The following is a 13,918-nucleotide window of genomic DNA, read 5'->3' on the forward strand; positions in this document are numbered from 1 at the left end:
CCCGCCGAAGGCACTGACGAGATCGGCGGTGAAGCCGGCGGGGCCGGTCACGTAGCCTGCAACGCCGTCGGGCAGTTGCTCATCCAGCACCGAGCGCAGCTCAACGACAACCTCGCCGAGCTCGGCGTCCGACGCGACGAAGGCAAGGTACTGGACGGCCCGCAGGTCCTCGGACGGAATCGGACCGACAATCGCGGGTGCCCCCTCCTCCGGTGGCTCGATGCCCTCGACGACGCCCAGGGCGCGGGCCACTTCCTCGTAGGCGGGCAGTTCCTGCGGAGTGATCTCCCGATCGGATTCAGCGACGATCACCGCCGGAACGGCGTTGGAGTTCCGAAAGCGCTCCTGCAGTTCCCCCGCTTCCGTGGATTCCGCGCTCGCCGGCAGGAAGGACGCCTGGTCGTTGCTGGAGACCTGGTCGAGCTTGCCGAAGGTCGGCCCTCCAAAGCCGGCACCGAGGAGCCAGATCAGAACGACGACGGCGGGGAGCACGATGCGGAGCCATCTGCTTTTCACGATGTGAGCCTTTCGAAAGTTATCTCTATGAAGAACTATATCTATGATGGAGATAATCTGAAAAGGGAATAAAGTTGTCCTGAATCGAGGTACGCGCAATGTCCAAGACGAACCAGGCCAGGCTCATGGAGCTGCTGCGCCAGTTCACGGTTGAAACCGATCGCTACATCGAGGCGGCGAGCGCGGGCGATGCGCTGCATCGGACCGATCTCAATGCGCTGGGGATCATGATGGGCGCGGCACGCGCCGGCGCGACCGTGACGCCGGGGATGCTGCGCGAGGAATTGGACCTGAGCTCCCCCGCCACCACCGCACTGGTGGACCGGCTCAATACTGCAGGGCACGTGACCCGGACCCGCAGCGCCGTCGACCGGCGCCAGGTGCACCTCGAGTTGACGGAAAGGGCACTGGACACGGGCAGCAGACTGTTCGCCCCGCTGGCACAGCACATCACTGATGCGTTGAGTGAGTTCGACGACGCCGAACTCGCCCTCCTCGAGAGGATGATGCAGCGCGTCACCGACGCCACGGTTCTTGCGAAAGGAGCAACTGCGAAAACCGCCCCTGCGAGAGGTGGCACATCGCAGCATGACAGTGGAAAGTGACGCGAGGGCCCACTGAACGCTCCACCCGGGTTAATCTCGGAACATGAGCGACGACGTCTACTCCCACGGTCACCACCCGAGTGTCACGAACACGCACGCATCGCGCACGGTGGAGGACTCCGCCGCGTACCTCGTGGGGCACCTCAGCCCCGGCATGGACGTGCTCGACGTCGGCTGTGGCCCGGGCAGCATCACCGCCGGTTTCGCCGCCCTCGTGGCGCCGGGAACCGTGACCGGGATCGACCGCTCGGCCGATGTGGTGGCCAAGGCTTCCGCCGCGCACGCCCACCTGCAGAACGCCGTCTTCGCGACAGGAAACATCTACGACCTCGACTTTCCTGACGAGAAGTTCGACGTCGTCCACGCGCACCAGGTGCTCCAGCACCTCACCGATCCCGTGGCGGCACTGCGCGAGATGCGGCGGGTGGTCCGGCCAGGTGGAGTGGTGGCAGTGCGCGACGCCGATTTCCACGCGATGGCATGGTTCCCGTCCTCCCCTGCGCTCACTGAGTGGATGGAGCTGTACCAGCGGATCGCCCGGGGCAACAATGCCGAGCCCGACGGCGGCAGGCACCTGCTCTCCTGGGTTCAGGATGCCGGGTTCACCGAGACGGAGGTCTCGACGTCGAGCTGGATCTACGCCACCGACGAGGCCCGCCGGCTCCATGCCGAGTCCTGGGCCGAGCGGGTGCTGCACTCCGGCTTCGCCGAGCAGACCCTCGAACGCGGCCACGCCGACCGGGAGGACCTTGAGCGGCTGGCCGAGGGGTGGCGGACCTGGGGAACGGCCCCCGACGGCGTGTTCCTCATTCCGAGCGTCGAAGTCCTCGCGCGCGCCTGAGCATGCCTCGCTGACCACTCCGCAGAAGGCGCCAACCCCTGCCGGACGGCACAGATCGGGTGCCGGCCAGGTTGTGTCAGGCTGACGCGCGGACTACCAGTTCGGTCGGGCTGGTACTCACCGCGTGTCGTTCGCCGGCGATCACGGCCCGCAGCAGCCGGACCGTCTCGTCACTCGGTATCTGGTGCAGGTGCTTCAGTAGCACACTTCCTTCGGGCCTGCCGGATCGCGAAACCTGTGGCGAGCACCCCGAGGACGGCTCCGACTGCCCCTCCCATCACGGCCCCTGATCCCAGTGATTCCATGGTGTCAGCGCTGATGGAGACGGCATCGACCAGAGGTATGAGGCCTCGTCCAGCCCACCCGGTGAAGCCCATCGCGCCGATCGTCAGCAGCAGAACGGATAGGGTGAAAACGGCCTGGAATGTCAGTGACCTGTCGCTGGCTCGCGACGCGAGGTCCATAGTGTTCACCCCCCGCCGACCCGCGTACCACATGGTGCAGTACATGGGGATGACCGAGAAGACGACCAGCAGGATCGGGACAAGGATCAGGCCGAGCAGCGCCGTGATGAAGGCCCCGATGATGCCCATGTAGAGGCTTGCCGTCATTCCGAAGGTCGCCGCTTCGGTGTAGACGGCCCGTTCGCGTTCGTCCCCGTACGAAGCACTATCCAGCTGCAGGATCCGCTCTGCTGCTCGGTCCAGGACGTTTCGGTTCTGGTTCATCGCCGTTCTCTCTCTGTCGATGGTGGTGTCATGGGATCAGCGGCGGTGAAGAGTTCTTCGACCGTTGACTCCAGTACTCTGCCGATTTTCAGCGCCAGGAAGACCGAGGGCGCGTAGTCACCCTGTTCCACGGCCACGATGGTCTGTCTGCTGACTCCCACCAGGTGGGCGAGTTCAGCCTGGGTGATGCGCAGGATCTTCCGCTTGGCGCGCACTTCACTGGTCTGCGCCGCGCCGTCGCCGGGTGAGGTACCGCATGGCGTCGCGCTCTTCGGGGACATATTACAAGTCAACTATCTTTGACATAAAAAGTCAAGGATAGTGGTCATCAGGCTCTCTCGCCGACGTGCTGTCCCGCTGAAGTACAGCGAGGGATTATCTCGACTCTTACCGGGTGTGCTGTTCCTGGTATTCACCGCGGGGAGCTTCACCCTCCTGAGTATCGGCCGCCGGACCCTGCCGGCCGGTTCCGCTTACGCAGGACTACGTCCCAGCGGTGGTTGAGCCACCAGGCGGGAGAAACCTGGAGGGACTCGCCCATGAACCCGGTGGCCTACAGGACTGGATCGGCGGCGCGAGGCATCATTCGGAGCAGTCGACAGCTACTGCAAGGGCCGCGCAGATCTCGCATTCGAGTGTCGTGCAGGCGACCCAACCGGTTTAAGAGAAGTGCACTGGAGACACTTTCAACCGAATCGAGGTTGACCGCCGCACCACCAGATTTCGCCACGGGCGGGGAGATCGCTCACGATGCGGCCGCGGCCCGTCGGAACGAAGCCAGGTCACTCCATTTGCCCGGCTCGTCGAGCGGGTGCTTGTCGTAGGCCGCATAGCTTGCGTCCACCTCGGCGGAGCGATGGCGAGCCGGCAACGCCGCGAGTGCCTCATCCACGAGCGCAGCGTCCGTTGTCCCGGATCGCCTTGATATCCGGAGCCGCAATATCCGGATCCGCGACCAGAGGCAGAAGCTCCGGCGCGGACTGCTTACTATGAAAGGGTGAATCCCTCGGTCTGGCTTGCCCTCCTCGGCGCGGGCACCCTCATCAGTTTCAGCCCGGGTGCCGGTGCCGTGAACACCATGAGCAACGCCCTGACCGTCGGGTTCCGGCGGTCGATCTGGGGCATCCTCGGCCAGCAGGCCGCCCTTCTGATGCACATCGGAGTGGCGGCCGCCGGGGTAGGGCTCCTGGTCTCGAATTCGCCGGTGGCCTTCAACGTCATCCGCTATGCCGGCGCCGCCTACCTCGTCTACCTGGGGATTCGGAAGTTCCTCCAGAAGCCCTCCCTGGACGAGGAGATCCTTGCAGTGCGGCGGACCGAAGGCCCCCTGTCGATGTTCCGGCGCGGAGTGTGGGTCAACCTCCTGAACCCCAAGGCCATCGTCTTCTTCCTCGCACTGATTCCCCAGTTCATCCGTGCCGATCGGCCCCTGGCCGGACAGTACGGGGTGCTCGCGGCCACCGTCATCACCATCGACCTGCTGGTCATGTGGTTCTTCTACGCCGCCACTGCCAGATCATTCCGCCGGTTCACGCAGGACTCCCGCGGGCAGACGATCATGAACCGGACCTTCGGCTCGTTGTTCGTCGGCGTCGGGACCCTGTTGGCGTTGGCCTAGCCTGCCTCGTGACACCTCCCCGACCCGTTCCACTGATCATCGCGATCGACGGCCGTTCCGGCGCAGGCAAGACCACCCTCGCCGCGGAGCTTGCCGCGCTGCTGCGCGAGCACCACACCGTCAGCATGTTCCACCTGGAGGATATCTATCCGGGGTGGGACGGTCTGCGCGGAGGCATCGACCGCTACGTGCACCAGGTGCTGACGCCGTTGGCGGAGGGGATGCAGGCGTCCTGGCGGGAGTGGGACTGGATTGCAGACTGCGACGGCGGGATGCGGCACACACCGCCGGCTGACATCGTACTGGTCGAGGGTGTCGGAGCCGCCGCCCGCGAGGCGCGCGGACTTCTCGACGCCGTTCTCTGGGTGGAAGCTCCCGGCGAGCTGCGGCGGAGCAGCGCCCTCGCGCGCGACGGCGGAACCTACGCGCCGTTCTGGGACCGGTGGGCCGACCAGGAATCCCGCTGGCTCGACGCCGATTCCCCGGCCGCCTCTGCCGACGTCGTCGTCCAGGGCCATTCAGGACCGGCCACGCCGCACCGAGTACGGCTGGCCCTCACCGGCCTACCCCAGTGCGAGAGGCTCATGTCCGTCGAGCGCGCCGCGCGCCGCGGCTTGAGCGTACGTACAGAACGGATCGACGCTGAACCTGATACAGCAGCACTGTTCGCGGCCCTGTACCCGGAATCGCAGGCGGCCGTGTGGCTCGACAGTTCCGATGCAGGAGCTACGCCGGGGTCGGACCGCAGCCGTTTCACCATCCTGGCCGACGACGCCGGGCAGTTCGGCCAGCGCGTCCGCCACACGGACGGCGTCACCGAGGTATCCGCGGGGGCCGTGACATCCCGGATTCGCGAGCCCTTCTTCCGCTGGCTGGACAACGCGTGGGGGCGCCGCGTGGTCCGCCGGCCCGATGGCTACGAGTGCGGCTTTGCGCTCGGCTGGCTGGGCTATCTGGGCTACGAACTGAAGCGCGAATCGGGCGGAGCGTCGCTCACCTCCTCGGCCTTGCCCGACGCCGCACTGATCTTCGCCGGACGCGCCGTGGTGATCGACCACCGGGAGGGCTCCGTCTTCCTCCTCGTCCTGACCGATGGTCCGCCCGACGCCGAGTGCGTGGACTGGCAGACACAGGCCCGTGCCGCTGTGCTCAACACCGGACAGGCGGCGCCGAGACCAGGGGCACCTGAACCGGCAGCGTCCGCTTCACTGCCCGGGCCGGCCTTCGCCGAAGTGCCGGTCTTCGAGGCGAAGGATTCGCGCGCCGGCTACCTGGCGAAGATCCGCCGCGCGCAGGAGGAGATCACCGAGGGCAACACCTACGAGGTGTGCCTCACCACCTCGCTCGGATCGACAGTGGACCGCCCGGTCGATCCGCTCGCCGTGTACCTGCAGTTGCGGCGTGCAAGCCCGGCACCCTTCGGGCATCTCATCCGCTGGCCGGGCTTCGCGGTCGCGAGCACCTCCCCCGAGCGCTTCCTCCGGATCGATTCCGACGGCGGCATCCGGGCCGAACCCATCAAGGGCACCAGGGGCCGCTCCCTGGACCCGGTGGCCGATGCCGGACTTCGCCGGGACCTCGCAGCCTCGCTCAAGGACCGTGCCGAGAACATCATGATCGTGGACCTCCTCCGCAACGACCTCTCGCACCACGCCGTCCCCGGATCGGTCACCGTGACCCGTCTCTGTGACATCGAAACCTATGCCACGGTGCACCAGTTGGTCAGCACCATCGAGGCGACGCTGAAGCCCGGAGCGTCCCGTGCCGAGGTGATCGCCTCGGCCTTCCCGGCGGGGTCCATGACCGGAGCACCCAAGATCAGCACCATGGCGATCCTCGATGCCCTCGAGGGCCGGCCCCGCGGAGTCTATTCGGGGGCCGCGGGCTACCTGTCCCTGACCGGCGCAGCCGACCTCGCCGTCGTCATTCGCACCCTGGTCATTGAACACACGAACGACGGCGCGCGGCTGAGTCTCGGCGTCGGCGGTGCCATCACCGCCGACTCGGTGCCATCCGACGAATGGGAGGAAGTGCGGATCAAGGCCCGCGGCGTGCTCACAGGCCTCGGCGCGGAGTTTCCGGAATCGCCAGTGCTTCCTCCGGGCGCTTCGCGAGCCCCGTTGGATAAGCTGGCCCCATGACTGTTCTGGTGTTCCTCGACGCAGCGCACGGTGACGGCCGGATCGTCGATCCGTCAAAGCCGCAGCTGATGGCCAACGACCTCGGAGCCACCCGCGGGGACGGCATTTTCGAGTCGCTGCTGGCCGTGGACGGCGCATCCCGCAAGGAGCGGGCGCACCTTGACCGACTGGCGTCGTCGGCGGCCGCCCTCGACCTCGCCATCCCGGCGTCCGAGGCCTGGAGCCGTGCCATCCGCACAGCACTGGGTGAGTTCACCGCAGCAGAACCAGGGCACGCCGAGGCCGTGGTCAAACTCGTCGCGACCCGCGGCACCGAAGGCGCAACGGAACCCACCGCCTGGGTCCAGGTCTCCCCCGTCCCTGCCAGCACCCGGCAGCAGCAGGCGGCCGGGGTGAAGGTCCTACTCCTCGAACGGGGCTATGACAGCACCGTCGCGCAGCGCGCGCCGTGGCTGCTTATGGGCGCCAAGACTTTGTCCTATGCCGTCAACATGGCGGCAGTGCGCTACGCGAAGTCCCAGGGCGCCGACGACGTCATCTTTACCTCGTCGGACGGCAAGGTGCTCGAGGGACCCACCTCCACCGTGCTCCTGGCCCGGCGGCGAGGCGACACGAAGACCCTGCAGACGCCGCAGCTCGAAAGCGGCATCCTCCCCGGCACCTCCCAGAGCGCACTCTTCGACGCCGCCCGCAAAAGCGGCTGGGAACTGGGGTACGGCCCCCTGGAGCCACGCCACCTGCTCGAGGCGGACGCCGTCTGGCTGATCTCCAGCGTCCGGCTGTTGACGCCGGTCACGGCGATCGACGGGACACCCGTACCGACGTCGGAGGAGCTCACCCACGAGCTGTCGCAGCTCGTGGACCGGTTCATCTAGCACGAGGTTCCTGTTTCCCCGGTTTCGTTACGCCGTGTTGCCTGCCTGTTTTGCCCGGCGGCGCGCCCTCGTATAGCGTTGTTACACAATCAAGAGTTCCAACCACAGGCCCTGGCCGGTTGGACAGCAACCCTCTCCCGTAGTGGGGTGCTCCAGGTGAAGATTCGGCCTTTCGGGGACTACCCCCGGTCGGCAAGTACGGCGTAACCGCCTCTCGGCCCATTCCGCACTTGTGTCGCCATGCTCCAGATCAGCCATCCCGGGTTCTGCCGCGCCCGGGATCATTCGAAGGAAGACCAATGTCACTGTCCCGAACTCTCCTCGGCGCTACCTCCGTCGCGCTCCTTTCACTCACCGTGGCCTGCGGATCGTCCGCGGGAGACGACACGGTGAGGATCGGCGTCGTCGGCGCCAGCGACCCCTATTGGGCCACCTACACCGATGCGGCCGAAGCAGAAGGCATCGACGTCGAGATCGTCGACTTCGCCGAGTACACCCAGCCCAACCCCGCGTTGACCGAGGGCGAGCTGGACCTCAACCAGTTCCAGCACCTTGTGTACCTCGCGCGCTACAACGTCTCCAGCGGATCGGAGCTGACCCCTGTCGGTTCCACCGCCATCTACCCGCTCGGCCTCTACTCCTCGCAGTATGACTCCGTCGAGGAGATTCCCGAGGGATCGACCGTCGCGGTCCCCAACGACGAGAGCAACCTCTCACGCGCCCTGCTGGTGCTGCAGTCCGCCGGTCTCCTCACCCTGCAGGACGGCGGCAGCGCCTTCTCGACGCTCGACGACATCGACGAAGGCGCATCGAAGGTCACCGTCACCGCTCTCGAAGCTTCCCTGACGCCCACCTCCCTGCCCGACGTCGCCGCCGCGATCATCAACAACGACTTCGTGGAGGACGCAGGGCTGTCCTTCGACGACGCGATCGCCCAGGACGATCCGTCGGATCCCAACGCGGTGCCGTACGTCAACGTCTTCGCCTCGCAGCCCGGCGAGGAGAACAACGAGACCTACCAGAAGCTCGTGGACATCTACCAGAATGACCAGGCAGTGCTCGACGGCGTCCAGGAGACCTCGGGCGGTACCGCGGAGTTCCTCAAGGTCCCTACCCAGGAGCTCAAGGAGTCCCTCGAGAAGGTCGAAGCAGACACCGAAGCACAGGGCTAGTCCATGCCCCTGATTTCGTTGCGGAACGTCACCAAGAGTTTTCCGCCGGCCCGCCGGGGCGGTAGCCCCGTCGTAGCGATCGACAACGTGTCCCTGGACATCGAACCCGGGGAGATCTACGGCGTCATCGGCTACTCGGGTGCCGGCAAGAGCACCCTGGTCCGCCTCATCAACGCGCTCGAGACGACCACCTCGGGCGAAATCGTGGTGGACGGGCAGCAGGTCACCGGTGTGCCCGACCGGCAGCTGAGGAAACTGCGCCTCGACATCGGGATGATCTTCCAGCAGTTCAACCTGTTCAACGCGAAAACGGTCTGGAACAACGTGGCCTACCCGCTGCGGATCGCCGGCCGGAGCAGGGAGGACATCGAGGCGCGCGTCTCGGAGCTCCTGGAGTTCGTCGGGCTGTCGGACAAGGCCTCGAACTACCCGGAGCAGCTGTCCGGCGGACAGAAGCAGCGCGTCGGGATCGCCCGTGCACTGGCGACGTCGCCGAAGATCCTCCTGGCCGACGAGGCGACGTCGGCCCTCGATCCGGAAACCACCCACGAAGTCCTCGGCCTCCTGAGGCGTGTGAACCGGGAACTCGGCATCACGATCGTGGTGATCACGCACGAGATGGACGTGGTCCAGAGCCTCGCCACCAGGGTCGCTGTGATGGACGGCGGGCGCATCGTCGAGCAGGGCGACGTGTTCGACGTCTTCTCGAACCCGCAGCAGGCTCCCTCGCAGCGCTTCGTCTCGACGGTGGTGCGGGGCGTCCCGTCACCCGACGAGGTGGCCGTGCTGCAGGAACGCCACTCCGGGCGGATCGTCACCTTCTCCTTCCGCGACGGCGATTCCTCCCAGGCCTCGGTCTTCCTCGACCTGGCCGGCGCCGGCATCGAGTTCGAACTGATCTACGGCGGCATCAACGACATCCGCGGGCGGGCGTTCGGGCACCTGACGCTCGCGCTGGTGGGACCCGCCCCCGCCATCGACTCCGTGCTCGACGCCATGCGCACACGGATCAACGTAAAGGAGCTTGCCTGAAATGGATGAGCTGATACCGCTGACTCCCCAGCTATGGGAAGCAACCTACGAGACGCTGTACATCGTGGGGCTGAGCCTGTTCTTCGGTGGGCTCGGGGGGCTGCTGCTCGGGCTCGGGCTCTACACGACCCGGCCGGGCAGCCTCCTCGGGAACCGGGCGGTGTTCGGCACACTGAACGTCCTGGTGAACATCTTCCGGCCCATCCCGTTCATCATCTTCCTCGCTGCCGCACAGCCGCTCGCGAGGGCTGTGACCGGCACGGGAATCGGCAACAGTGCCATCATCTTCACGCTGTCGCTCGCTGCGGCCTTCGGCATCAGCAGGATCGTCGAACAGAACCTGCTCACCGTGCAGCCCGGCGTGATCGAGGCGGCGCGCTCACTGGGCGCCGGGCGGCTGAGGATCATCCTCACCATCATCATTCCCGAAGCGCTGGGGCCGCTGATCCTCGGCTACACGTTCATCTTCGTGGCGCTCGTGGACATGTCCGCCGTCGCCGGTTATGTGGGTGGCGGGGGTCTCGGCAACTTCGCGATCCAGTACGGGTACCGCCAGTTCAATCCGGTGGTCACATGGGCGGCCGTTCTCGTGATCATCCTGCTGGTCCAGGCCGTCCAGTTCCTCGGCAACTCGCTCGCACGGAAGGCACTCCGGCGCTGAGCGGCGCCGGCGGACTCTCCGCCCTCAGGACAGGAGGAAGGTCCAGGTGCCGGCCAGCACCGCGGCCGTTGCCGCCCCGGCAGCGATGCCGAGCCCGACGGCGGCGACCCACGCATCCACGGGGCTGAACGTGCTCTTCCGGGCCCAGGTCCGCTCGGCCGCACCGAACCCGCGGGCCTCCATCGCGACGGCCAGCCGCGTGGCGCGCCGGATCGCCTGAACGATGAGGCCGAAGGCCTGGCCCAGGAAGTTACGGGTGCGCACCAGCGCGTTGCCCTCCGCGCCTGCGCCCCGGGCGTGGCGCGCGAGTCCGAGGGTCTGCCACTGTTCCACCAGTAGACCCACCAGGCGAACGGCCGCGAGCGCGCCGAGCACGAACCGGTGCGGCGCGTGCAGCTTCTGGGCGAGGGCATCGGCGAGGTCGGTGGGGTCCGTGGATACCGCCAGGAAGATGCCGGGCAGCGCCAGCGCGAGCCCGCGGAGTCCGATCGCGATGCCCGCAGCAACAGAGCCCTCGGTGAAGAGGACCGGACCGACGTGCAGCAGGACGGCGCCCGTCTTTTCCGCGAGCAGCGCCGTTCCGTAGGCGGCGACCAGCGCCGCGATGAGCAGGGGCCAGGCCCGCAGCAGCAACCCGCGCATACTGATGCCGAGCAACGGCATCAGCAGAATCTCGAACGTCAGGGCCACCGCCGCGCTGACCCAGTCGATGCTGAGCATCACCACTCCCGTGATCACTACGGCCGCGAAGAGTTTGGACAGCGGATTCGCGCGGATCAGCACGCTGTTCCCCGCCAGGGAGGGGGTCAGCAGGTCGCTGCTCACGGCGTCCCACGCTGAACAACGCCGCCGGCCCGCACGTCCAGAATGCGGTTGCCGAGCGCCTCGGTGAAGTCGGCGTCGTGGGTGACCGACACGACACAGCCGCCCCCGCTGACCAGTCCGCGCAGCAGGCCGACGAGCTCCGCCCAGGTGACGGCGTCCTGTCCGAACGTCGGTTCGTCAAGCACCAGGATGTCGGGGCTGGTCGCGAGCATGGTGGCCACCGACAGCCGCCGCTTCTCGCCACCGGACAGCGTGAAGGGATTCGCCGTGAGGAGGTGAACGAGGCGGAGCCGTTCGGCGAGGTCGCTGGTGCGGGGGCGGAAGGACGACTCCGGTTCGCGGGTGACGCGGCGCGGCCCGAACTCCAGTTCATCGGCCACCGTGGAGGTGAGGAACTGGTGCTCGGGCTCCTGGAAGACCGTGCCGATACGCTGCACGAGCTCCGCTGATCTCCACCGTGCAGGATCGGCTCCTGCTCCGCATTCCAACAACGCTTCTGCTGTGACCCGTCCCCGCCGGGGTTTCAGGAGCCCGGCCAGGGTGAGGGCCAGTGTCGATTTTCCTGCTCCGTTGGGGCCGACAATGCTGAGAGCCGATGCCGCGCTCAGCTCGAGGTCCACCCCCGTCAGGACCTCCGCACCGCGTCGGGTCCGTGCCACCGCGAGTCCGCGCGTGGACAGCAGCGGGTCCCCGGCGGTACCGGGCAGATGACCCTCCACCTCCGGTTTCCAGCCAGGCACCCATACCCCGGCTCCCGCGAGGCTTCGTCGCGCGGCTTCTTCTCCCAGGACCTCCGCCGGAGTGCCGTCGGCGAGGATTCCGCCGTCGGGGCCGAGCACCACCACGCGGTCGACGACGTTCGCCCACACCTCCACACGGTGTTCGACCACCACGAGCGTTGCGGCGGTCCTCTCCAGTACCCGGACAACGGCGTCCCGCACCTCGATCACGCCCTGCGGGTCGAGGTTCGCGGTGGGTTCGTCGAGCAGCAGCAGCCCCGGCTGCATGGCCAGGACCGATGCGAGTGCGAGCCGCTGTTTCTGCCCCCCGGACAGCGCTGACGTGGACCTATCGAGCGGCACGTCCAGTCCGACGTCGTCGAGCGCACGGTGAACGCGTTTCCAGATCTCGGCGCGCGGAACCGCAAGGTTCTCCGCACCGAAGGCCACTTCATCGCCCACCCGCGCGAGGACGACCTGCGAGTCGGGATCCTGCAGCACCAGCCCGGCTCGGCCGCGCCGGGAGGCGGGGCTCCCGCCGTCGAGCAGGAGGCTGCCCTCCTGCTCGCCCTCGTCGTCGTTGCCGAGCACGCCGGCCAGGGCGGCAAGGAGCGTGGATTTTCCCGCACCGGACGCACCGAGCAGCAGCACCCGCTCGCCCGGCTGGATATCGAGGTCGAGCTTCCGCACCGCGAATCGGCTGCGGCCCGCGTGCCGCCACCCCCAGTTCGAGGCGGTGACGGCAACGGGATCGGTGGAGTACCGGATCACACGTCGGCCGTGCGGCCCGCGGCGAAGGAGGACAGCACACCGGTTTTGGCGAGTCCCCGCATGGCGAGCCAGGACAGTGCGCCTGCGATTCCGACGCCGGAAATGGCGGCGAAGAGCACATAAAGGAGCTGCCAGTCGACGGCCCAGAGTGCGTTGTAGAGAATGTTCTCGCTGATTGCGAGCGCCAGGCCGGCGCCGAGCCCCGCGAGGAGTGCGACGCCGAGGTTCCAGCGCCGGTAGAGGAACAGCAGGAACACGAGCTCGGCACCGAGCCCCTGGATTGCGCCGGAGAGGATCACGAGGAGACCCCACTGGGTGCCGAGGGCCATCGACACGATTGCGGCCAGGACCTCGCAGTAGATGGCTGCGCCGGGTTTGCGGATGATGAGCCCGCCGAGCACGCCGGCAATCAGCCACCCGCCCACGTACAGGCCGCCGATGGGCGGGAAGGCAGCGGTGATGCCGCTGATGAGCGAATAGCCCGCGGACCAGGCGAAGAAGACGACGCCGACTGCGACCGCGATGACCGAAGCCACCACGATGTCCACGACGCGCCATTCGAGGCTGCGGCTTCGGTTGCCCGGAAGGGTCTTGATTGTTGCCATGGTTCGAAATCCTCCTGAGGTACAGGAGGGGAGAGTGCATCGGCGAGAGAAAAATCCCCTCGGAAACACTCCGAGAACTCGACTCCCTTCGCCGGTACTAACCGGATCAGGTTCGAGGGTCTGCGGCTGTCCGCACTCTCAGCGCCCGCTTCCGGCAGCAGTAGCTGCGAAGGAACGGCGCTCCCCTGTCGTATGTGTTTGATGAAGCGCTTCGATCCTACACCGCGGTGGGTTTTCCCCGGCTGGCGTGACGCCGCCGGGCGGCCTATATTCTTTCCTGGCGCCGGCTCAAGCGTGTGTAGCCGATGGCCGCGAGGATCCCTGCTGTGGCTTCTGCTGCTGCGGTGAGGGTTTTGCTGGCGTACCAGACGGGTTCGTACATGGAGGGAATCGGTCCGATCGCGGGGATCTGGATGTATCGGTACAGCACCACGGCCGCCAGCGCTGATAGCGCCACGACCGCGGCGGCCGCATACGCTGCCCGGCTTCCCCGAACCAGGACGTACAGAGCAGCGAGGACGGCGACGACGGCCTGGATGCGGAACAGGGTGCCTCCACCGATCCCGGCCGGGTAGGCCTGCTGGAATCCGGGGGCGAGCTGGAAGTGGATGACCGCGCTGACGATCAGGCCCGCGGCGATGAGGACCCGCAGCGCCACCAGCACCGGCCGATTACGCGCCTGCCCCCTGAGAGCTGAACCTCGCCCGTCGGCGGGTTCAGCTCTCCTGCTCTGGGCAGCGCCGTCCGCCTTACTCATCCGATGACCAGGGTTCCGGACATGTCGGGGTGATAGGTGCAGATCACGGCGT

Annotated in this window: 16 protein-coding genes and 2 riboswitches; of the genes, 8 read left to right on the plus strand and 8 right to left on the minus strand. The window is 67.1% G+C overall.

Features of this window, described 5'->3' with window-relative positions; genetic code table 11:
- Nucleotides 1–516: MMPL family transporter (locus Y704_RS24575; RefSeq protein ID WP_035772772.1), on the minus strand; the 516-nt coding region annotated here is incomplete at its 3' end.
- A gap of 98 nt (nt 517–614) precedes the next feature.
- On the opposite strand from Y704_RS24575, the gene Y704_RS21230 reads away from it, so the two are divergent.
- Together Y704_RS21230 and Y704_RS0113195 are read left to right on the plus strand one after the other, a co-directional pair.
- On the plus strand, nt 615–1,121 hold the full coding sequence (locus Y704_RS21230) for a MarR family winged helix-turn-helix transcriptional regulator (protein WP_051477046.1): 507 nt from the start codon (nt 615–617) through the stop codon (nt 1,119–1,121).
- A gap of 43 nt (nt 1,122–1,164) precedes the next feature.
- Nucleotides 1,165–1,962 (plus strand): methyltransferase domain-containing protein, encoded by a 798-nt coding sequence (locus tag Y704_RS0113195; RefSeq protein WP_026550466.1) that lies wholly within the window; start codon nt 1,165–1,167, stop codon nt 1,960–1,962.
- 170 nt (nt 1,963–2,132) lie between these two features.
- Here the strand turns inward: Y704_RS0113195 and Y704_RS21235 are convergent, their stop codons facing one another.
- The 3 genes from Y704_RS21235 to Y704_RS0113210 form a co-directional block, all read right to left on the minus strand.
- The gene (locus Y704_RS21235; RefSeq protein ID WP_051477048.1) at nt 2,133–2,690 is read right to left on the minus strand and encodes a hypothetical protein; all 558 of its coding nucleotides are present in this window, start codon (nt 2,688–2,690) and stop codon (nt 2,133–2,135) included.
- Nucleotides 2,687–2,971 (minus strand): helix-turn-helix transcriptional regulator, encoded by a 285-nt coding sequence (locus tag Y704_RS21240; RefSeq protein ID WP_035772773.1) that lies wholly within the window; start codon nt 2,969–2,971, stop codon nt 2,687–2,689. The genes Y704_RS21235 and Y704_RS21240 overlap by 4 nt, the downstream gene beginning before the upstream one ends.
- A gap of 464 nt (nt 2,972–3,435) precedes the next feature.
- The gene (locus Y704_RS0113210) at nt 3,436–3,582 is read right to left on the minus strand and encodes a hypothetical protein (protein ID WP_216698984.1); all 147 of its coding nucleotides are present in this window, start codon (nt 3,580–3,582) and stop codon (nt 3,436–3,438) included.
- A 105-nt stretch (nt 3,583–3,687) separates the two neighbouring features.
- Here Y704_RS0113210 and Y704_RS0113215 point away from each other — a divergent pair, with 105 nt between their 5' ends.
- The 6 genes from Y704_RS0113215 to Y704_RS0113240 all read left to right on the plus strand — a co-directional run bounded on the left by Y704_RS0113215 (nt 3,688) and on the right by Y704_RS0113240 (nt 10,189).
- Entirely contained in the window at nt 3,688–4,308 is a 621-nt protein-coding gene (locus Y704_RS0113215) for a LysE family transporter (protein ID WP_026550467.1), read from the plus strand.
- Nucleotides 4,309–4,316: 8 nt separating this feature from the next.
- Complete coding sequence (locus Y704_RS21245; RefSeq protein ID WP_051477050.1) at nt 4,317–6,449, plus strand: chorismate-binding protein; 2,133 nt, start codon at nt 4,317–4,319, stop codon at nt 6,447–6,449.
- Entirely contained in the window at nt 6,446–7,324 is an 879-nt protein-coding gene (locus Y704_RS0113225; protein ID WP_026550468.1) for an aminodeoxychorismate lyase, read from the plus strand. Before Y704_RS21245 ends, Y704_RS0113225 begins: the two co-directional genes overlap by 4 nt.
- An 87-nt stretch (nt 7,325–7,411) precedes the next feature.
- Nucleotides 7,412–7,529, plus strand: a riboswitch (SAM riboswitch).
- 94 nt (nt 7,530–7,623) lie between these two features.
- Nucleotides 7,624–8,496 carry a MetQ/NlpA family ABC transporter substrate-binding protein gene (locus Y704_RS0113230; protein WP_026550469.1) on the plus strand — a complete coding sequence of 291 codons (873 nt, stop codon included), beginning with the start codon at nt 7,624–7,626 and terminating at the stop codon, nt 8,494–8,496.
- 3 nt (nt 8,497–8,499) lie between these two features.
- Nucleotides 8,500–9,528, plus strand: coding sequence for a methionine ABC transporter ATP-binding protein (locus Y704_RS0113235; RefSeq protein ID WP_026550470.1), 1,029 nt, complete (start codon nt 8,500–8,502; stop codon nt 9,526–9,528).
- 1 nt (nt 9,529) lies between these two features.
- Nucleotides 9,530–10,189, plus strand: a complete 660-nt coding sequence (locus Y704_RS0113240) for a methionine ABC transporter permease (RefSeq protein WP_026550471.1) — start codon at nt 9,530–9,532, stop codon at nt 10,187–10,189.
- A 24-nt stretch (nt 10,190–10,213) separates the two neighbouring features.
- On the opposite strand, the gene Y704_RS0113245 is transcribed toward Y704_RS0113240, so the two are convergent.
- The 4 genes from Y704_RS0113245 to Y704_RS21250 form a co-directional block, all read right to left on the minus strand.
- On the minus strand, nt 10,214–11,014 hold the full coding sequence (locus Y704_RS0113245; RefSeq protein ID WP_026550472.1) for an energy-coupling factor transporter transmembrane component T family protein: 801 nt from the start codon (nt 11,012–11,014) through the stop codon (nt 10,214–10,216).
- Nucleotides 11,011–12,504, minus strand: a complete 1,494-nt coding sequence (locus tag Y704_RS0113250) for an ABC transporter ATP-binding protein (protein ID WP_026550473.1) — start codon at nt 12,502–12,504, stop codon at nt 11,011–11,013. The genes Y704_RS0113245 and Y704_RS0113250 overlap by 4 nt, the downstream gene beginning before the upstream one ends.
- Nucleotides 12,501–13,109 (minus strand): ECF transporter S component, encoded by a 609-nt coding sequence (locus tag Y704_RS25335; RefSeq protein ID WP_026550474.1) that lies wholly within the window; start codon nt 13,107–13,109, stop codon nt 12,501–12,503. The genes Y704_RS0113250 and Y704_RS25335 overlap by 4 nt, the downstream gene beginning before the upstream one ends.
- A gap of 66 nt (nt 13,110–13,175) precedes the next feature.
- A riboswitch (TPP riboswitch) is annotated at nt 13,176–13,306 on the minus strand.
- Nucleotides 13,307–13,374: 68 nt separating this feature from the next.
- Nucleotides 13,375–13,866 carry a hypothetical protein gene (locus Y704_RS21250; protein WP_253904337.1) on the minus strand — a complete coding sequence of 164 codons (492 nt, stop codon included), beginning with the start codon at nt 13,864–13,866 and terminating at the stop codon, nt 13,375–13,377.
- Nucleotides 13,867–13,918 lie beyond the last annotated feature (52 nt).

This window comes from Arthrobacter sp. Br18, from assembly GCF_000520555.1.
Classification (GTDB): Bacteria; Actinomycetota; Actinomycetes; order Actinomycetales; family Micrococcaceae; genus Arthrobacter_D.